This is a genomic window from Pantoea sp. UYEF8 (assembly GCF_040546285.1).
GTDB lineage: Bacteria > Pseudomonadota > Gammaproteobacteria > Enterobacterales > Enterobacteriaceae > Pantoea > Pantoea brenneri.
Map to the genome: position 1 here is coordinate 133,803 of NZ_JBEPNM010000005.1, position 19,056 is coordinate 152,858.

Annotated in this window: 16 protein-coding genes; 11 read left to right on the forward strand and 5 right to left on the reverse strand. The window is 55.9% G+C overall.

Features of this window, described 5'->3' with window-relative positions; translation table 11 throughout:
- Positions 1-2: 2 nt before the first annotated feature.
- Complete coding sequence (locus ABIB18_RS12055; protein WP_069729844.1) at positions 3-1,286, reverse strand: HAAAP family serine/threonine permease; 1,284 nt, start codon at positions 1,284-1,286, stop codon at positions 3-5.
- A 491-nt stretch (positions 1,287-1,777) separates the two neighbouring features.
- On the opposite strand from ABIB18_RS12055, the gene ABIB18_RS12060 reads away from it, so the two are divergent.
- From ABIB18_RS12060 to gntU, 4 genes are all read left to right on the forward strand, one after another.
- Positions 1,778-2,473 carry a pirin family protein gene (locus ABIB18_RS12060; protein ID WP_031375625.1) on the forward strand — a complete coding sequence of 232 codons (696 nt, stop codon included), beginning with the start codon at positions 1,778-1,780 and terminating at the stop codon, positions 2,471-2,473.
- A gap of 102 nt (positions 2,474-2,575) precedes the next feature.
- Entirely contained in the window at positions 2,576-3,571 is a 996-nt protein-coding gene (gene gntR / locus ABIB18_RS12065) for a gluconate operon transcriptional repressor GntR (protein ID WP_159224111.1), read from the forward strand.
- Positions 3,572-3,711: 140 nt separating this feature from the next.
- A complete protein-coding gene (gene gntK, locus ABIB18_RS12070) occupies positions 3,712-4,248 on the forward strand; it encodes a gluconokinase (RefSeq protein ID WP_354474196.1) in 537 nt (178 codons plus the stop codon).
- 2 nt (positions 4,249-4,250) lie between these two features.
- Positions 4,251-5,591: a gluconate transporter gene (gene gntU, locus ABIB18_RS12075; protein WP_354474197.1), complete on the forward strand. Its 1,341-nt coding sequence runs from the start codon at positions 4,251-4,253 to the stop codon at positions 5,589-5,591.
- A 24-nt stretch (positions 5,592-5,615) separates the two neighbouring features.
- Here the strand turns inward: gntU and ABIB18_RS12080 are convergent, their stop codons facing one another.
- The 4 genes from ABIB18_RS12080 to ABIB18_RS12095 all read right to left on the reverse strand — a co-directional run bounded on the left by ABIB18_RS12080 (position 5,616) and on the right by ABIB18_RS12095 (position 7,613).
- Positions 5,616-5,933 (reverse strand): DUF805 domain-containing protein, encoded by a 318-nt coding sequence (locus ABIB18_RS12080; RefSeq protein WP_354474198.1) that lies wholly within the window; start codon positions 5,931-5,933, stop codon positions 5,616-5,618.
- Positions 5,930-6,355 (reverse strand): hypothetical protein, encoded by a 426-nt coding sequence (locus ABIB18_RS12085; protein ID WP_354474199.1) that lies wholly within the window; start codon positions 6,353-6,355, stop codon positions 5,930-5,932. The genes ABIB18_RS12080 and ABIB18_RS12085 overlap by 4 nt, the downstream gene beginning before the upstream one ends.
- Positions 6,352-6,933, reverse strand: coding sequence for a hypothetical protein (locus ABIB18_RS12090; protein WP_354474200.1), 582 nt, complete (start codon positions 6,931-6,933; stop codon positions 6,352-6,354). Before ABIB18_RS12090 ends, ABIB18_RS12085 begins: the two co-directional genes overlap by 4 nt.
- Positions 6,934-7,061: 128 nt before the next feature.
- On the reverse strand, positions 7,062-7,613 hold the full coding sequence (locus tag ABIB18_RS12095; RefSeq protein ID WP_236566404.1) for a YhgN family NAAT transporter: 552 nt from the start codon (positions 7,611-7,613) through the stop codon (positions 7,062-7,064).
- Between ABIB18_RS12095 and ABIB18_RS12100 the strand changes: the two genes are divergently transcribed.
- From ABIB18_RS12100 to glgP, 7 genes are all read left to right on the forward strand, one after another.
- Entirely contained in the window at positions 7,504-7,839 is a 336-nt protein-coding gene (locus tag ABIB18_RS12100) for a hypothetical protein (RefSeq protein WP_236566415.1), read from the forward strand. The two genes, ABIB18_RS12095 and ABIB18_RS12100, sit on opposite strands and share 110 nt — an antisense overlap.
- Positions 7,840-7,874: 35 nt before the next feature.
- Positions 7,875-8,984, forward strand: a complete 1,110-nt coding sequence (gene asd / locus ABIB18_RS12105) for an aspartate-semialdehyde dehydrogenase (RefSeq protein ID WP_031375630.1) — start codon at positions 7,875-7,877, stop codon at positions 8,982-8,984.
- Between the two features lie 365 nt (positions 8,985-9,349).
- Positions 9,350-11,533, forward strand: coding sequence for a 1,4-alpha-glucan branching enzyme (glgB, locus tag ABIB18_RS12110; protein ID WP_031375631.1), 2,184 nt, complete (start codon positions 9,350-9,352; stop codon positions 11,531-11,533).
- Positions 11,530-13,512: a glycogen debranching protein GlgX gene (glgX, locus tag ABIB18_RS12115; protein ID WP_354474201.1), complete on the forward strand. Its 1,983-nt coding sequence runs from the start codon at positions 11,530-11,532 to the stop codon at positions 13,510-13,512. Before glgB ends, glgX begins: the two co-directional genes overlap by 4 nt.
- A gap of 10 nt (positions 13,513-13,522) precedes the next feature.
- Complete coding sequence (gene glgC / locus ABIB18_RS12120; protein WP_031375633.1) at positions 13,523-14,815, forward strand: glucose-1-phosphate adenylyltransferase; 1,293 nt, start codon at positions 13,523-13,525, stop codon at positions 14,813-14,815.
- 62 nt (positions 14,816-14,877) lie between these two features.
- Positions 14,878-16,311 (forward strand): glycogen synthase GlgA, encoded by a 1,434-nt coding sequence (gene glgA / locus ABIB18_RS12125; protein ID WP_031375634.1) that lies wholly within the window; start codon positions 14,878-14,880, stop codon positions 16,309-16,311.
- A gap of 19 nt (positions 16,312-16,330) precedes the next feature.
- Positions 16,331-18,778 carry a glycogen phosphorylase gene (glgP, locus tag ABIB18_RS12130; RefSeq protein ID WP_046289366.1) on the forward strand — a complete coding sequence of 816 codons (2,448 nt, stop codon included), beginning with the start codon at positions 16,331-16,333 and terminating at the stop codon, positions 18,776-18,778.
- Positions 18,779-19,056 lie beyond the last annotated feature (278 nt).

A 19,056-nucleotide genomic window follows, 5' to 3' on the forward strand; every position in this document is an offset into this window, starting at 1 on the left:
CATTAGCTAACTAAAGAGAAAGCGATGGCGGAGATAGCAATCAGGCCAATGATGACGACAAAGAGATTACTCAGATGACCGCTATATTTGCGCATAGCCGGGACTTTATTAATGGCGTACATCGGCATCAGGAACAGGATCATGGCGATAACCGGTCCGCCCAGGGTTTCAATCATGCCAAGAATGCTGGGGTTGAGGGTGGCAACAATCCAGGTGGTAGCCAGCATAAAGAAGGCGGTGATCCGGTTCAGTTTATTAATTTCTATCGACTTGCCTTTGCTGCGAAGCGATTTAATCACCATGCCGTTAAAACCTTCACGCGCGCCCAGATAATGGCCGAGAAAAGATTTGGTGATGGCGATAATGGCGATAATCGGGGCCATCCAGGCAATTAACGGGGCGTTAAAATGGTTAGCAAGGTAGGAAAGGATGGAAATATTCTGCGCCTTCGCCTCTGCCAGGTTTTCCGGGGAGAGACTCAGAACGCAGCTGAAGACGAAGAACATTACGGTGAGGACCATCATGATATGGGCACAGGCCAAAATGCGTGAACATTTTGATGCCGCCTGATCGCCGTACTCCTGACGCTTGGCTACCGCAAACGATGAAATAATCGGGGAGTGATTGAAGGAGAACACCATCACGGGAATGGCCAGCCACAGCGTGAGCCATAATCCGCCGCCGGTGGTTTCAGAACCACTCATCGAGAGCGTATTCAGAATGGCTCCGTTCCATTGCGGGATCAGATACAGCGCGAGCAACATCAGTGCGGCCACGAACGGGAACACCAGAATACTCATCGCCTTCACGATAGCCTTTTCGCCGAAGCGCACGATGGCCATCATGCCGACAATCAGAATGAAAGCCAGTACCGCACGCGGCGGCGATATCAGGTGAAGCTGGTGGGTGAGAAAGCTGTCGACGGTGTTGGTAATTGCGACGCTATACACCAGCAGAATAGGGTAAATAGCAAAAAAGTAGAGCAGGGTGATGAGTTTTCCCGCGCCGATACCAAAATGTTCCTCCACCACTTCAGTAATGTTTTCTCCCGGATTCTTGCCGGAAAGAACAAAACGGGTGAGCCCACGATGGGCAAAGAACGTCATCGGGAAAGCCAGCAGTGCCATAATGATTAACGGCAGTAAACCACCGGTACCGGCATTGATCGGCAAAAACAAAACGCCAGCACCAATTGCAGTGCCATACAGTCCCAGCATCCAGACGGTATCGCTTTTTCTCCAGCGTGGAGTTTCATCTGATATCAGCGTATTTTGAACGGCATCCATAATTGGGTTCCTAATAATAATCAGAAATAAAATGAATCGGAGGGTATTTAAAGCAACAGGCTTTTTATTTGCTGACTATTTTAGTAGGGTTTATGAGGACAGGTTATTTACGGCGATCACATTATTCATTTTATAAATAAACTTTTAAGGTATCAAAAATCATCCCTTATTTAGCGTTATTTTTAAGGTATTATTTTTAATGCCTTAATAAGGTTGTGCGTGCTTTCACCTGAGCGTAAATATGCCTGAGCCGGTGACGCGGCAAAATAAATTAACCGCTGACTATCCCGCGGCTATTATCCGGCAGATTTATCCGGTTAACCTGTATGTCAGGTGTCCCCTTCATCCCTTCATCACATCCGGTTCGTTCGATCTGTTTCAGTGATAAGCCCGCTTTTGTTCAATGATTTTGAACAGAGGCGTGAAGTTTTTCAGCTATCAATCAAAGCGCCTCAGGGAGAGACTATAAAAAACATTGAGGAGATTTGAACATGATTTATGTACGTAAAGCTGAAGAACGCGGTCACGCTAACCACGGCTGGCTCGATAGCTGGCACACCTTTTCCTTCGCCAGCTATCACGACGCTAACTTTATGGGTTACTCCGCGCTGCGGGTGATCAATGAAGATGTGGTGGAAGGCGGCCAGGGTTTTGGTACCCATCCGCATAAAGATATGGAAATTCTGACCTACGTGCTCTCCGGAACAGTTGAGCATCAGGACAGCATGGGCAACAAAGAGCAGATCCCGGCCGGAGAATTCCAGATCATGAGCGCCGGCACCGGTGTGCGTCACTCGGAGTACAACGCCAGTGCCAGCGAGCCGCTGCATCTTTACCAAATCTGGATCATTCCTGAGCGTACCGGCATTGAGCCACGCTACGATCAGCGTCGCTTCCCGGATGTGCAGGGACGACAGCTGGTGCTGAGTCCGGATGCGCGTGATGGCTCGCTGAAGGTTTATCAGGATATGACCTTATCGCGCTGGGTGCTGGCGGCGGGTGAGCAGGACAACGTCGCAATTGATGCCGGTCGTCGCATCTGGATTCAGGTGGTTAAAGGTGATGTCACCGTTAACGGTCAGGCGGTCACCACCAGCGATGCGCTGGCTATCTGGGATGAAAGCGCACTGACCATTGAGGCCAGCAGCGCCGCCGAAGTACTGCTGTTTGATCTGCCACCGGTCTGATTCGGATACGGGCGCGCAACGTCGCGCCCGGTTGGCAATTTGGTGACAGAAAAGTGATAGACTCATCGTACTTAAGCTATGAGGGCGATCCCAGGCGCTACGATGAAGAAGAAAAGACCGGTATTACAGGACGTTGCCGATCGCGTCGGCATTACTAAAATGACCGTCAGCCGTTACCTGCGCAATCCTGAGCAGGTCTCCATTGCCCTGCGCGATAAGATTGCCGTGGCGCTGGATGAGCTGGGTTATATCCCTAATCGCGCGCCCGACATGCTTTCTAATGCGACCAGCCGCGCCATTGGCGTGCTGCTGCCGTCGCTCACCAACCAGGTTTTCGCCGACGTTCTGCGCGGCATCGAAGCCGTCACCGATGAGGCGGGCTACCAGACGCTGGTGGCTCACTTCGGCTATAACCCCCAAAAAGAAGAGTTACAGCTGCGCTCGCTGCTCGGCTGGAACATTGATGGGGTGATCCTGACCGAACGCACTCACACTCCCGGCACGCTGCGGATGCTGGAAGTGGCCGGCATTCCGGTGATTGAGGTGATGGACAGCGTGACGCCCTGCCTGGATATGGCGGTAGGCTTCGACAATGTGGAAGCGGCACGTCAGATGACCCAGGCTATTCTGCGTAAAGGCCATCGTTATACGGTTTACCTTGGCGCGCGGCTTGATGAACGTACGCTGCAAAAGCAGCGCGGTTATGAAGCGGCGATGCGCGAAGCGGGGCTGACGCCGCGCAGCGTGATGATGGAAGATGCCTCGTCGTTCAGCGCCGGTTGTGATCTGCTGCGAGAAGCGCAACGACTCTATCCTGAAACCGACAGTCTGTTCTGTACCAACGATGACCTGGCGGTCGGCGCGATGTTTGAATGCCAGCGGCAAGGGTTGCAGGTGCCAAGCCAGATGGCGATTGCTGGTTTTCACGGTCACGACATCAGTCAGGTGGTGACGCCGCAACTGGCAACGGTACTGACGCCGCGCGACCGGATGGGACGTGAAGCGGCGGCGCTGCTGCTGGCGCGTATCGCCGGTGACAGCAGCGTGAATCAACCGCTCGATGTCGGTTTTGAAATCAGTGAAGGTGGCAGCATCTGATTCTGGCGATTTTATGAGTCAGCTCACACTTTCGTGCTTTTCCCGGTAAAAAGGTTGCCAGGCTGTTAAGCGGTCAAGACAATGAGAAACGACATTGTTATCGGTAACATTGGCAAATTCATCCCTGCCGGAGCAGAAAAATGACAACGCAATCCCCGTCGCATCACGTTTTTATCCTGATGGGCGTTTCAGGCAGCGGTAAGTCTGCCGTCGCCAACCAGGTTTCGCATCAACTGAATACCGCCTTTCTCGACGGTGATTTTCTCCACCCACGTGCCAACATCCTGAAAATGGCCGACGGTCATCCGCTGGATGATAACGATCGTCAGCCATGGTTACAGGCGCTGAACGATGCCGCTTTTGCGATGCAACGTACCCAGGCGATTTCAGTGATTGTCTGCTCGGCGCTGAAAAAAAGTTATCGCGATATTCTGCGTCAGGGTAATGACAACCTGCGTTTCGTCTATCTGAAAGGCGACTTCGACACCATCGAAGCCCGTCTCAAAGCGCGTAAAGGTCACTTCTTCAAGCCGCAAATGCTGGTCACTCAGTTTGCGACGCTGGAAGAGCCCGGCAGCGATGAGTCAGATGTACTGGTGGTGGATATCGATTATTCACTCGACGAGGTTGTGGCGGCTACGGTTGCGACTATCAGGGACGCAATCAGCCAGGGTTAGAGATGAATACCGCAACACTCGTTTTGACCGCAGCAGGCTCTGTCCTGCTGCTGCTTTTTCTGGTGATGAAAGCGCGCATGCACGCCTTTGTCGCCCTGATGTTAGTGTCGATTGGTGCCGGTTTGTTCTCCGGCATGCCGCTGAATCAGATCGCCGAAACCATGCAGAAGGGGATGGGCGGTACGCTCGGCTTCCTCGCCATTGTGGTGGCGCTGGGCGCGATGTTCGGCAAAATCCTGCACGAAACCGGTGCCGTCGATCAGATCGCTATCCGGATGCTGAAAACCTTTGGTCAGAGTCGTGCCCACTATGCGATGGGCATTGCCGGCCTGATCTGCGCGCTGCCGCTGTTTTTTGAAGTGGCGGTGGTGCTGCTAATCAGTATCGCTTTTGCCGTGGCGCGGCGTACCGGTGGCAATCTGGTCAAGCTGGTCATCCCGCTGTTTGCCGGGGTCGCCGCCGCTGCCGCCTTCCTGTTGCCTGGCCCGGCGCCGATGCTGCTGGCCTCGCAGATGCACGCTGACTTTGGCTGGATGATCCTGCTTGGCCTGTGCGCGGCGATCCCCGGCATGCTGATTGCCGGTCCGCTGTTCGGCAATTTCATCGGGAATCATGTCTCCTTCAGCGCACCGCCGGAAGATCATCAGCCGGATGTCGATGAGAGTAAGCTGCCGTCGTTTGGCTTCAGCCTGTCATTGATTCTGTTCCCGCTGGTGCTGGTCGGCCTGAAAACTATCGGCGCGCGCTTCACCACCGAAGGCACCCCTTTATATGAGTGGCTGGAGTTCATCGGTCACCCGTTTACCGCCATTCTGCTGGCGTTGCTGGTGGCGATTTATGGTCTGGCCTACCGTCAGGGCATGGACAAAGAGCGGGTGATGCAGGTGTGCGGCAGTGCGCTGCAACCGGCGGGTATTATTCTGCTGGTGATCGGTGCGGGCGGGGTGTTTAAGCAGGTGCTGGTAGATTCCGGCGTCGGCCCGGTGCTGGGTAATGCGCTGACCGGTGCGGGACTGCCGATTGCACTGGCCTGCTTTATCCTGTCGGGCGCAGTGCGGGTGATTCAGGGATCGGCGACGGTCGCCTGTCTGACCACGGTCGGCTTGATTATGCCGGTGATTGAACCGCTGCACTACAGCGGCGCTCAGCTGGCGGCACTGTCGATTTGTATCGGCGGCGGGTCGATTATCATCAGTCACGTCAATGATGCCGGTTTCTGGCTGTTTGGTCGCTTCACCGGGGCCAGCGAAGCAGAGACCCTGAAAACCTGGACTCTGATGGAAACCATTCTCGGCACTACCGGGGCTATCGTGGGTATGATTGCTTTCGCACTGCTTTCCTGACCAACCCGACGGGCTATTTGCCCGTCAGGTTTTTTCTCGCGAACGGGGGAAGAGTAAAAAAGGGAACAGCAGATAAGGCGCTACCACCAAAAGGATAATGACGCCGCGTGAATAGCCAGAGTCATTTATTCTCCTCACCCCGCAGGAAAAAACAGGCAAAATAAACAGCAGCAGCGCGATTAAGCCTATTTCATGCTGTGGCCCGGTAAACCATTGCAGATAACTGCAGAACCAGAGCAGCTGAAACAGCAGGAAAATAAAATAGCTCGTCCTTCCTTCACACCCTTGATAGTTAAACGTACGCAGCAGACAGCTTTTGATAATCTGCAGCAGCCTGTTCATGCCCATTTTCTTCTTATCAGAGCAAAAACAACCAGCGTGATGGCGGCGGCAAGTAAGTAGACCCAGGCAAAATCAGTGACGTCAACCTGCATCAGCTGTACGTCATTCAACGCCGCTTTCCGGCCCGAGACGGATAATACGGTCAAGCCAGCTAAACAGAGTATATTTGCCAGAAAGAATAGCGCCTGAAAGGCTGTTTCTTTAGCCACGGACAGGAAGGCAATTTTTCTGAAACTCCACCAGGCTACCAGATAAACCAGCAACCAGAGCAACGCGCAGAGTAGCGGGGCAACCAGATAACTGCGCATATCTGTGATCACGCCTGAATGGCCGCTGTTGGCATACTGCAGGACTTCCTGAAGGGAGAAGTAACCTGTTATCAGATAGAGCGCGCCGAAAAAAAAGGGTAATAACAACCTCATTGTATTTCCCTCCGGTTTTTCAGACGCTGCATCAACTGCGGCAGCTCTTGTCCGGGGTCCACCATCACCAGCTGTTTACTTTTTGCATCGTATTTCGCGGCGGCGGTCGGGTCACCTTTACCACCCTCCGCCATCACAAAGCGGGCATCTGAACGGCCATAAAGGCCGACATGCGGAAAGGGATCGCTGCCAAAGGCCAGCACGTTGCGGCCAGGAAGGGTATATTCTCTGGTCAAAAAATCCGGGATTTTTTTTAAGTCGATGCCTGAAAAAGGCGTAGTGACAAAGCGAGAACCTGCATAGTCGAGGGAAAAGCAGGTACTGTTATCGGCTGCATTTTTCTGCACCAGATCCGCGCCAAACAGGATTTTTAAACGCTGCCAAACCGACGCGCTGTCGGGTTCGATCTTCCTGCCTTCCAGATAAACATCTTGTTTATGATAAAGCTGGTAAACCATTTTGTGAATCTGCACCATGGAGGCGCCAACACCGTGCCAGTTCAGCGCATCCCTGCTGTAAAGGCGCTCAACGATAATAAAGACGCCTGCCCCGGCATAATTTTCGATACTGCCTGCCATGGATATCTCCTTTTTTACAGCATTATATAAATATTATTGTTCATTTCAACGCCGTAACATTGTGACAAACACGCATGAATTAATGCGGCTGCCTGCTGGCCTGTCAGGGTAAAAGGACAAAGGTGCGCTTATAACTTCAGGTAGGCCCGAATCCCATCAAGGAACATCTGGGTTGCCAGCATAATCAGAATCAATCCCATCAGCCGCTCCAGCGCATTCACCCCTTTGTCGCCCAGCAGGCGGAGGAACAGGCCCGACAGCAGCAAAATACCGACCGTTACGCCCCAGGCAATCAACAGTGCGCCCACCAGATGCGTCATCTGTTGTGGGTACTGATGTGACAACAGCATCAGGGTCGCCAGCAGCGACGGTCCGGCGACCAGCGGGATCGCCAGCGGCACCAGGAATGGCTCTTCGCCTGCCGATAAGCCAGTACTGCTGCTCTCCGCCGACGGGAAAATCATCTTGATGGCGATTAAGAACAGGATTACCCCACCGGAAATCGACACCGTCTCGGTACGCAGATTCAGAAAAGCCAGAATGCGCTCACCGGTAAACAAAAACAGCAGCATGATGATTAACGCGATCAGCATTTCACGTATCAGTACCACTCGCCGCCGTTTCGGTTCCAGATGCTTTAAAACCGACATAAAAATGGGCAAATTGCCCAGTGGGTCCATAATTAACAACAATAATATGGTTGCTGAAATCATTTCAGTCATTCGTTTTGCGCCGTCTCGTGATCTAAAAATGGCTGTTATTAGTTACGCTGCTGAAAAAGTTAGCGTAATCGAATTAATTCACTTGCCAGAAAGCCTGCATTTTGTAGAGTTGGTAGTCACAGGTAAATCTTATTATTACGCAGAGCGACGTGAAATTAACACGTCGTTCTCTCCTCTGAAATGAAAAGCAGGTGTGAAACCGCCTGAGACGGACACGACATGAAGAATGTAGGTTTTGTTGGTTGGCGCGGTATGGTCGGCTCAGTGCTGATGTCCCGCATGAGCGAAGAGCGTGATTTTGATCTCATCAATCCGGTCTTCTTCTCGACGTCGCAGCACGGCCAGGCCGCACCCGCCTTTGGCGGTAAGCAGCAGGGCGTACTGCAGGATGCATTTGATATCGAGGCGCTGCGTGCGCTGGATATCATCATCACCTGCCAGGGCGGCGATTACACCAGCGAGGTCTATCCGAAGCTGCGCGAGAGTGGCTGGCAGGGTTACTGGATCGATGCCGCCTCTACGCTGCGGATGAAAGACGATGCGATCATCATCCTCGATCCGGTTAACCATCAGGTGATCCGTGAAGGTATCGATCGTGGCATCAAGACGTTTGTCGGCGGAAACTGCACCGTCAGCCTGATGCTGATGTCACTCGGCGGGCTGTTTGCGCAGGATCTGGTGGAGTGGGCCTCGGTGGCGACCTATCAGGCGGCTTCAGGCGGCGGTGCGCGCCATATGCGTGAGCTGCTGACCCAGATGGGCATGCTGCACGATCACGTGGCACCTGCGCTGCAGAATCCGGCGTCAGCCATTCTCGACATCGAGCGTAGCGTCACCGATTTCACCCGCTCCGGTACCCTGCCGACCGATAACTTCGGCGTGCCGCTGGCTGGCAGCCTGATCCCGTGGATCGACAAGCAGCTGGATAACGGTCAGAGCCGTGAAGAGTGGAAAGGGCAGGCGGAAACCAACAAGATTCTCGCCACCCGTAATGTGATTCCGGTTGATGGACTGTGTGTACGCGTCGGTGCGCTGCGCTGTCACAGCCAGGCGTTTACCCTGAAGCTGAAACGCGACCTGCCGCTGGCCGAAATCGAGCAGCTGCTGGCTGCGCATAATGAGTGGGTCAAAGTGGTGCCGAACGATCGCGAACGGACAATGCGTGAACTGACGCCAGCGGCGGTGACCGGCACGCTGACCACGCCGGTTGGCCGTCTGCGTAAACTGAATATGGGGCCGGAGTACCTCTCCGCCTTTACCGTCGGTGACCAGTTATTATGGGGTGCGGCTGAACCGCTACGCCGTATGCTGCGGTTGTTAACCAACTAATCGATGAGACTCGCCAAGGGCCGGATTTATCCGGCCTTTTTTGTTTTTGTTGCGGCATCTTTGCGCTGCCGTTTCGCTTACTAAGTGATCAGCTTCCCTTTTTTACCGCTCGGTGAATAATTTTTTGTTTTCAGCCATGGCAACTGCCGCTACCAAGCTATGATTTAACCATGATGTGCCGCAAGTTGACTGTTTTGCTTTCCGGACTAAATGGTTGTTGTACACGGCAAAGACACTTTTCCCATGGAATGGCCTGACTCCTTTTGTCGTCGTACGTATGGCTCAATGAAGAGCAGTGCATTTGAAGCGCGACGAGCCGTGTCGTGTTGCTCATTTCGCCTGCCAAATATCACAGGAAGAAAGTCATGTCAGAGCTTCCCGATCGCGATGCGATCAATGCCCTGTTTGCAGGTAATTATTCTGACCCGTTTGCGTTACTGGGGATGCACCAGACTCAGCAAGGCCTGGAAGTCAGGGCGTTGTTACCTGAAGCGCTTGAGGTGTGGGTAATCGAAACCTCCACCGGGCGCAAACTTGCTCAGCTGGCGTGCGAAGATGCACGCGGCTTCTTCAGCGGCGTGATCCCACGCCGTAAAAACCGTTTCCGCTACCAGCTGGCGGTGAACTGGCACGGTCAGCAGAACCTGATCGACGATGCCTACCGCTTTGGCCCGCTGCTGCAGGAAATGGACCTGTGGCTGCTGGCCGAAGGGACCCACCTGCGCCCTTACGAAACGCTGGGCGCCCACGGTGACGTGATTGATGGCGTCACCGGTACCCGTTTCTGCGTCTGGGCGCCCAATGCCCGTCGCGTGTCGGTAGTGGGTGATTTCAACTTCTGGGATGGCCGCCGTCACCCGATGCGCCTGCGTAAAGAGATGGGCATCTGGGAGCTGTTTGTGCCAGGCGCGGTTAACGGCCAGCTGTATAAATTTGAAATTATCGATGCCAACGGCCAGCTGCGCATCAAAGCGGATCCGTTCGCCTTTGAAGCGCAGATGCGTCCGCAAACGGCTTCGATGATTTGTGGTCTGCCCGATGCTATTGAGATGAAAGAGGAGCGCAAGGCGGCCAACGCCTTTGATGCGCCGATCTCAATTTATGAAGTGCATCTCGGTTCATGGCGACGCCACACCGACAATAACTTCTGGCTGAGCTACAAAGAGCTGGCTGAGCAGCTGGTGCCCTACGTCAAAGAGATGGGCTTTACCCATATCGAACTATTGCCGATCAACGAACACCCGTTTGATGGCAGCTGGGGTTATCAGCCGCTGGGCATGTATGCGCCAACCCGTCGCTTCGGAACCCGTGACGAATTCCGTGCCTTTATCGACAGCGCCCATGCCGCCGGCCTGAACGTGCTGCTGGACTGGGTGCCGGGCCACTTCCCGAGTGATGACTTTGGTCTGGCAAAATTTGATGGTACTGAGCTGTATGAACACAGCGATCCGCGTGAAGGTTTTCATCAGGACTGGAACACCCTGATCTACAACTTTGGCCGGCGCGAAGTCAGCAACTACCTGTCGGGTAATGCGCTCTACTGGGTCGAACGCTTTGGCATTGATGGTCTGCGCGTCGATGCGGTGGCGTCGATGATTTACCGCGACTACAGCCGCGCTGAAGGCGAGTGGGTGCCTAACCAGTATGGCGGGCGTGAAAACCTCGAAGCGATTGAGTTTCTGCGCTACACCAACCGCACGCTGGGCACCGTGGCCTCCGGCTCGGTGACCATGGCGGAAGAGTCGACCGATTACCCTGGCGTGACGCGCCCGACCGAAGGCGGCGGGCTGGGCTTCTGGTTCAAATGGAACCTCGGCTGGATGCACGACACGCTCGACTACATGAAACTCGATCCGATCCATCGCCGTTATCATCACAACCTGATGAGCTTCGGCATGATGTACAACTACACCGAGAATTTTGTGCTGCCGCTGTCACACGACGAAGTGGTGCACGGTAAGCGCTCGATTCTCGACCGCATGCCGGGCGACGCGTGGCAGAAGTTCGCCAACCTGCGCGCCTATTACGGCTGGATGTGGGGCTTCCCGGGCAAGAAACTGCTGTTTATGGGCAATGAGTTCGCCCAGGGCCGCGAGTGGAATCATGACGTCAGCCTCGACTGGCATCTGCTGGAAGGCGGTGACAACTGGCACCACGGCGTGCAGCGTCTGGTGCGCGATCTCAACCATACCTATCAATATTACACGCCGCTGCATCAGCTCGACTTCGATCCGCAGGGATTTGAATGGCTGGTGGTCGACGATGCGGAGCATTCGGTGTTTGCCTTTGTCCGTCGCGACCGTGAAGGCAATGAAGTGATTGTGGTCAGTAACTTTACGCCGGTGCCGCGGCCGGGATATCGCTTTGGCGTGAACCAGCCAGGCAAGTGGCGCGAAGTGCTGAATACCGACCAGCATGAATATCACGGCAGCGACGTGCGCAACCACGGTGTGCATACCGATCAGCAGCCGAGCCATGGGCGACCGCAGTCGCTGAGTCTGAATCTGCCGCCGCTGGCGACCCTGTGGCTGGTGCGGGAGGGCGAATGACCATAACGGCCGGCGATCCGCAGCCGCCTGGTGCCAGTTACGATGGCAAAGGCGTCAATTTCACCCTGTTTTCACAGCATGCCAGCCGCGTTGAGCTATGCCTGTTTGATGAAAACGGCGTGGAGCAGCGTATCGATCTGCCGGGCCGCAGCGGCGATATCTGGCATGGCTATGTTCCGACGCTAAAGCCTGGGCAGCGTTACGGCTATCGGGTTCACGGTCCATGGGCGCCCCGCCAGGGGCATCGTTTTAACCCGGCTAAGCTGCTGGTCGATCCTTGCGCCCGCGCGGTAGAAGGCGACGTGCCGGACGATGCCCGTTTTCACGGCGGCATTAACGCGCCTGACCCGCACGACAGCGCGGCGATCGCGCCGAAGTCACGGGTGGTGGCCGAAGATTTCGACTGGCAGGACGACGTTGCGCCGCGTACGCCGTGGGGCAACACGGTGATTTATGAGGCGCACGTGCGCGGCCTGACCCGGCAGCATCCGGAAATTCCGGAAACGCTGCGCGGCACTTACGCGGCGCTCGGCCATCCTGTTATGGTGGATTACCTGCGTCGTCTCGGTATCACGGCGATTGAACTGTTGCCGGTTGCCCATTTTGCCAGCGAACCGCGTTTGCTTCAGTTGGGGCTGAGCAACTACTGGGGCTATAACCCGTTTGCGCTCTGGGCGGTCGATCCGCGCTACGCCTCCGGACAGGATGGGCTGACCCCGCTGCAGGAGTTTCAGCAGGCGGTCAAAAACCTGCATGCGGCCGGGATAGAAGTGCTGCTGGATGTGGTGTTTAACCACACCGCCGAACTGGACGTCATCGGCCCGACGATTTCAATGCGCGGCATCGATAACGCCAGCTATTACTGGCTGGACGAGCAGGGCGACTACCAGAACTGGACCGGCTGCGGCAACACGCTCAATCTGCATCATCCGCAGGTGATGGCGTGGGCGCTGGATGCGCTGCGCTACTGGGTGCGCGTCTGTCACGTCGACGGTTTCCGTTTTGATCTGGCACCGGTGCTGGGGCGTACGCCCGACTACCAGCGCGATGCACCACTGTTTGAGGCGATACGCGCCTGTCCGCTGCTGTCACAGGTCAAGCTGATTGCCGAACCCTGGGATATCGGACCCAATGGCTACCAGGTCGGCCATTTTCCTGCGCCGTTTGCTGAATGGAACGATCGCTTCCGCGACACCGCGCGACGTTACTGGCTGCACGGTGCGATGAGCAACGGCGAGTTTGCCCGTCGCTTTGCCGCCTCCAGCGATCTTTTTCAGCATGAGGAGCGGCAGCCACACGCCACCGTCAACCTGATCACCGCTCACGACGGCTTTACGCTGTGGGATGTGGTGAGCTTCGAACGCAAGCACAACGAAGCCAACGGGGAAGATAACCGTGACGGACACGGCGATAACTACAGCCATAACCACGGCAAAGAGGGGCTGAACGTCAGCTTCGATGTGATTGAGCGCCGCCGTCGCAGCGTGCGGGGCTTGCTCACCACCCTGTTACTGTCGCAGGGCACGCCGATGCTGCTGGCGGGCGATGAGCGCGGCCACACGCAGCACGGTAACAACAACGCCTACTGTCAGGACAACGCCCTGAGCTGGCTTGACTGGCAGGCGGATGAGAAGGGATTGGTCGGATTCACTGCGGCCCTGATCCAGCTGCGTCAGCACATTCCGGCGCTGACGGCGGATCGCTGGTGGCAGGAAGGTGATGGCAATGTGCAGTGGCTCAATGCCGGTGGCCAGCCACTGCAACACGATGAATGGGCACAGGGGACGCATAGATTGCAGATCCTGCTGTCCGGCCGCTGGTTAATAACAATAAACGCCACGGACTCGGTGAATGACATCGTGTTACCAGACGGAGAATGGCGTGCCCTTCCTCCTTTCGCCGGGGACGATAACCCCATCCTGTTAACTGTCTGGCATGGTCCCGCACACGGTGTGTGCGTGTTCCAAAAGCAATCATAAGGAGTCAGACATGGTTAAATTAGACAGAACAGATCACCTGATGCTGGCGCGCCAGCTCCCTACACAAACGGTTGCTCTGATCCTCGCCGGTGGACGCGGTACACGGCTGGTCGACCTGACGGCAAAACGCGCCAAACCGGCGGTGCACTTCGGCGGCAAGTTCCGCATTATCGACTTTGCCTTGTCCAACTGCGTTAACTCCGGTATCCGCCGCATCGGCGTGATTACCCAGTACCAGTCCCACACCCTGACCCAGCACATCCAGCGTGGCTGGTCGATCTTCAATGAAGAGATGAATGAGTTTGTGGATTTGCTGCCAGCGCAGCAGCGCTTCTCCACCGAACAGTGGTATCGCGGCACCGCCGATGCGGTAACGCAAAACCTTGATGTGATTCGCCGTTATCAGGCGCAGTACATCGTGATCCTCGCCGGGGACCACATTTATAAGATGGATTATTCGCGCATGCTGCTGGATCACGTGGTCAATGAGGCGAAATGTACCATCGCCTGTTTGCCGGTGCCGGTGCATGAAGCCACCGCGTTTGGCGTGATGGCGGTTAACGAAGAGAACATGGTGATCGACTTCGTCGAGAAGCCGCCAAAACCGCCGACCATGCCGGGTGATGACACTCAGGCGCTGGCCAGTATGGGGATCTACGTCTTCAACGCCGATTATCTCTATGCGTTGCTGGAAGAAGATCTGCAGACCCCAGGCTCAAATCACGACTTTGGCAAAGATATTCTGCCGAAAATCGTAGCGAGCGGTGAAGGCTACGCGCACTCCTTTGCGCTCTCCTGCGTGCAGAACGACGACAAGGCGCCGCCTTACTGGCGCGATGTCGGCACGCTCGAAGCTTACTGGCGCGCTAACCTCGACCTGGCCTCGGTAATGCCGGAACTGGATATGTACGACGTGACCTGGCCAATTCGCACCCATATGGAGCCGCTGCCACCCGCCAAGTTTGTCCAGGATCGGTCCGGCAGTCACGGCATGACCATGAACTCGCTGGTATCGGGCGGCTGCATCATCTCCGGCTCGGTGGTGGTGAACTCGGTGCTGTTTCCCCGGGTGCGCGTTAACTCGTTTTGCAATATTGATTCAACCGTGCTGCTGCCCGATGTGGTGGTTGGCCGATCCTGCCGTCTGCGCCGCTGTGTGATTGATCGCGCCTGCGAGCTGCCAGAAGGAATGGTCATCGGCGAAAACCCTGATGAAGACAGTCGCCGGTTTCACCGTTCGGATGAAGGCATCGTACTGGTTACCCGCGCCATGCTGGCTAAATTGGCCAATGCGGGGCAGTAAGCGATAGCGGAACACACGCAATCGGCACGCGGATCGTGCCTGATAACTTAATGAGGTCGAGGATGCAGGTTTTACATGTCTGTTCAGAACTTTTCCCGCTGCTCAAAACGGGCGGACTGGCTGATGTAGTCGGGGCATTACCTCAAGCACAAATTGCGGGTGGCACGGATACGCGGGTGTTATTGCCCGCTTTTCCAGCATTGCGCAAGGGCATACCTGATCTTCAGGTGGTAACAGAATTGGATACGTTTGCCGGACATGTGCGCTTACTGTTTGGTGAGTTTAACGGGGTAGGCATCTACCTGATTGATGCGCCGGCGCTCTACGACCGTCCGGGCAGTCCGTATCATGATGAGTCGCAGTTTGCCTACGTCGATAACTATCTGCGCTTCGCGCTGCTCGGCTGGATGGGCTGTGAGCTGGCGTGCGGTCTGGATACGATGTGGCGTCCGGATATCGTTCACGCCCACGACTGGCATGCCGGCCTGACCTGCGCCTATCTGGAAGCGCGGGGCCGTCCGGCCAAATCGGTGTTCACCGTGCATAACCTGGCTTATCAGGGACTGTTCGCGGCGCATCACATGGAAGAGATCGGCCTGCCGTGGTCGTTTTTCAGCATGTACGGACTGGAGTTTTTCGGTCAGATCTCTTTCCTCAAAGCGGGCCTTTACTACGCCGATCACGTCACAGCGGTCAGTCCGACCTATGCGCATGAAATCACCTCGGCCGAGTTCGGTTATGGCATGGAAACCTTACTGGCGCAGCGTATGCGTGAAGGTCGCCTGAGCGGCATTCTGAATGGCGTGGACCCGTCAATCTGGGATCCGGCGCATGACCTGCTGCTCAACGCGCGCTATAACCGCGACACGCTGGAAGCCAAGGCGGAAAACAAACGCCAGCTGCAGGTTGCGATGGGGCTGAAGGTGGATGATAAGGCCCCGGTATTCTGCGTCATCAGCCGTCTGACCAAACAGAAAGGGCTGGACCTGGTACTGGAAGCGCTGCCGGGCCTGCTGGCACAGGGCGGACAGCTGGTGCTGCTGGGGCAGGGCGATGCCGAGCTGCAACAGGGATTCCTGGCCGCGGCGGCAGAGCATCCGGGTAGCGTCGGGGTGCAGATTGGCTACCACGAAGCGTTCTCACACCGCATTGTCGGCGGCGCGGACGTAATTGTGGTGCCGAGCCGATTCGAGCCGTGCGGCCTGACTCAACTTTATGGCCTGAAGTATGGTACGTTGCCGTTAGTGCGTCGTACCGGCGGCCTGGCCGATACGGTCAATGACAGTTCATTAGAGAATCTGGCGGACGGTATCGCCAGTGGCTTCAGTTTTGAAGATGCAAATGCCTGGTCGCTGTTACGGGCCATCCGGCGTGCGTTTGTGTTGTGGTCTCGTCCTTCGCTGTGGCGTTACGTTCAGCGCCAGGCCATGGGGATGGATTTTAGCTGGCAGGTGGCGGCACAAGCCTACCGTGATCTCTACCAACGTTTGATGTAACGGATTGGGAAAACTGGATATGAATGCACCTTTCACTTACGCCTCACCAACGTTGACGGTTGATGCCTTAAAGCATTCGATTGCCTACAAACTGATGTTTACCATCGGTAAAGATCCTTCTATTGCCAATAAGCACGAGTGGCTTAACGCCTCGCTGCTGGCGGTGCGCGACCGGATGGTTGAGCGCTGGCTGCGTTCCAGTCGTGCCCAGCTGTCACAGGACGTGCGGCAGGTTTATTACCTGTCGATGGAGTTCCTGATGGGCCGCACGCTGGGCAATGCGCTGCTGGCGATGGGGATTTATGACGATCTGAACCAGGCGCTGGATGAGATGGGGCTGGACCTGGCCGAGCTGATGGAAGAAGAGAACGATCCTGGCCTCGGTAACGGCGGTCTGGGTCGCCTGGCGGCCTGTTTCCTCGACTCCCTGGCAACGCTGGGTATGCCCGGCCGCGGCTACGGCATTCGTTATGACTACGGCATGTTCAAACAGAACATTGTGGAAGGTGAGCAGAAAGAGTCGCCGGATTACTGGCTTGAGTACGGTAATCCGTGGGAATTCCAGCGCTTCAATACCCGTTACAAAGTGCGTTTTGGCGGCCGGGTGCAGCATGAAGGGGCGAAGGTGCGCTGGCTGGAGACAGAAGAGATTTTGGCGATGGCGTATGACCAGATCATTCCGGGTTTCGACACCGATGCCACCAACACCCTGCGGTTGTGGGGCGCGCAGGCGAGTAACGAGATCAACCTCGGTAAATTTAACCAGGGCGACTATTTCGCGGCGGTGGAAGATAAAAACCACTCCGAGAACGTTTCCCGCGTGCTCTATCCCGATGATTCAACCTATTCCGGCCGTGAACTGCGGTTGCGTCAGGAGTATTTCCTGGTGTCCGCCACCGTTCAGGACATTCTTAATCGTCACTGGCGGATGCACCAGACCTGGGACAACCTCGCCGATAAAATCGCTATCCACCTGAATGACACCCACCCGGTGCTGGCGATCCCCGAACTGATGCGTCTGCTGATCGACGAACATAAGTTCAGCTGGGGCAACGCGTTTGACGTCTGCTGTCAGGTGTTCTCTTACACCAACCACACGCTGATGACCGAAGCGCTGGAGACCTGGCCGGTCGATATGATTGGCAAAATTTTGCCACGTCATCTCAGCATCATTTTCGAAATTAACGACTTCTTCCTGAAAACCATTCAGGACTACTACCCGGATGACTGGGATCTGCTGTCGCGCATTTCGATCATCGATGAGAACGACGGCCGCCGGATCCGCATGGCGTGGCTGGCGGTGGTGGTCAGCCATAAGGTCAATGGCGTCTCTGAGCTGCACTCCAATCTGATGGTACAGTCGCTGTTTGCTGATTTCTCGCGGCTGTTCCCCGGCCGTTTCTGCAACAAGACCAATGGCGTGACGCCGCGTCGCTGGCTGGCGCTGGCGAACCCGGCGCTCTCTGAAGTGCTGGATGAGGAGATCGGCCGCAACTGGCGTACCGATCTCAGCCAGCTCGGCGAGCTGAAAGCGCAGATTGATTATCCGGCCTTTATCGAAAAAGTGGCGGTTGCCAAACATCAGAACAAACGTCGGCTGGCTGACTGGGTGGCGAAAAACCTTGATGTGGTGCTGGACCCGAACGCGCTGTTTGACGTGCAGATTAAACGTATCCATGAGTACAAGCGGCAGCTGCTCAACGTGCTGCATGTGATCACCCGCTATAACCGCATCAAAGCCGATCCGCAGGCGGACTGGGTGCCGCGCGTCAATATTTTTGCCGGCAAAGCTGCCTCGGCCTATTACGTCGCCAAGCACATCATTCATCTGATTAACGATGTCGCTAAAGTGATCAACAACGATCCGCAGGTGAAAAATAAGCTGAAGGTGGTCTTCATTCCGAACTACAGCGTCAGCCTGGCGCAGATCATCATCCCGGCGGCCGATCTTTCTGAGCAGATCTCCACGGCCGGTACCGAAGCCTCCGGCACCAGTAATATGAAGTTTGCCCTCAACGGCGCGCTGACCATCGGTACGCTGGATGGCGCCAATGTCGAGATGCTGGATCACGTCGGCGAGGAGAATATCTTCATTTTCGGTAACACCACGCCGCAGGTTGAAGCGCTGCGTAAAGGCGGATATAACCCGCGTCAGTACTACGAAGAGGACCCGGAGCTGCATCAGGTGCTGACCCAACTGGCCTCTGGCGTATTCAGCCCGCAGGAGCCAGGCCGCTACCGTAACCTGTTTGATTCGCTGGTGAACTTCGGCGATCACTATCAGCTGCTGGCGGATTACCGCAGTTATGTCGATACCCAGGATAAGGTGGATGCGCTCTATCGCCAGCCGGATGAATGGCAGCGGCGTGCGGCGATGAACATTGCCGGCATGGGCTATTTCTCGTCGGACCGCACCATTCAGGAGTATGCCGATGAGATCTGGAATATTTCGCCGATAAGGTTATAAGACGCGCACGTCACCGCCCGCGGTGACGTTATCATTCGCGGCGGCCGAGGGAGCGGCCGCACTGCTTCACGCCCGTCATTTCCGCTACCGCCGATCCACCGTGACGTTCAGCGCTTCCCCTGATCAGGCTGATACCTGCACTCATCCCGCTTTGCCGTGACGGCAGCGGATCGCCGATCCCGCACGATTGACTCCCCGGCAGAAGTACCACGGCAGACATGCCAGATCATAACGCTCTCGCTGAGGTATCGGCTATTATGCAGCCCGGCTTACATGCG

What these genes read in the sequence shown, in the direction of transcription:
- gntK (WP_354474196.1), top strand. Translation starts at nt 3,712, where the DNA reads ATGACAACGCAATCCCCGTCGCATCACGTTTTTATCCTGATGGGCGTT.
- gntU (WP_354474197.1), top strand. Translation starts at nt 4,251, where the DNA reads ATGAATACCGCAACACTCGTTTTGACCGCAGCAGGCTCTGTCCTGCTG.
- ABIB18_RS12080 (WP_354474198.1), bottom strand. Translation starts at nt 5,933, where the DNA reads ATGAACAGGCTGCTGCAGATTATCAAAAGCTGTCTGCTGCGTACGTTT.
- glgC (WP_031375633.1), top strand. Translation starts at nt 13,523, where the DNA reads ATGGTTAAATTAGACAGAACAGATCACCTGATGCTGGCGCGCCAGCTC.
- ABIB18_RS12060 (WP_031375625.1), top strand. Translation starts at nt 1,778, where the DNA reads ATGATTTATGTACGTAAAGCTGAAGAACGCGGTCACGCTAACCACGGC.
- glgP (WP_046289366.1), top strand. Translation starts at nt 16,331, where the DNA reads ATGAATGCACCTTTCACTTACGCCTCACCAACGTTGACGGTTGATGCC.
- asd (WP_031375630.1), top strand. Translation starts at nt 7,875, where the DNA reads ATGAAGAATGTAGGTTTTGTTGGTTGGCGCGGTATGGTCGGCTCAGTG.
- gntR (WP_159224111.1), top strand. Translation starts at nt 2,576, where the DNA reads ATGAAGAAGAAAAGACCGGTATTACAGGACGTTGCCGATCGCGTCGGC.
- ABIB18_RS12055 (WP_069729844.1), bottom strand. Translation starts at nt 1,286, where the DNA reads ATGGATGCCGTTCAAAATACGCTGATATCAGATGAAACTCCACGCTGG.
- glgA (WP_031375634.1), top strand. Translation starts at nt 14,878, where the DNA reads ATGCAGGTTTTACATGTCTGTTCAGAACTTTTCCCGCTGCTCAAAACG.
- glgX (WP_354474201.1), top strand. Translation starts at nt 11,530, where the DNA reads ATGACCATAACGGCCGGCGATCCGCAGCCGCCTGGTGCCAGTTACGAT.
- ABIB18_RS12090 (WP_354474200.1), bottom strand. Translation starts at nt 6,933, where the DNA reads ATGGCAGGCAGTATCGAAAATTATGCCGGGGCAGGCGTCTTTATTATC.
- ABIB18_RS12085 (WP_354474199.1), bottom strand. Translation starts at nt 6,355, where the DNA reads ATGAGGTTGTTATTACCCTTTTTTTTCGGCGCGCTCTATCTGATAACA.
- ABIB18_RS12100 (WP_236566415.1), top strand. Translation starts at nt 7,504, where the DNA reads ATGATGATTAACGCGATCAGCATTTCACGTATCAGTACCACTCGCCGC.
- glgB (WP_031375631.1), top strand. Translation starts at nt 9,350, where the DNA reads ATGTCAGAGCTTCCCGATCGCGATGCGATCAATGCCCTGTTTGCAGGT.
- ABIB18_RS12095 (WP_236566404.1), bottom strand. Translation starts at nt 7,613, where the DNA reads ATGGACCCACTGGGCAATTTGCCCATTTTTATGTCGGTTTTAAAGCAT.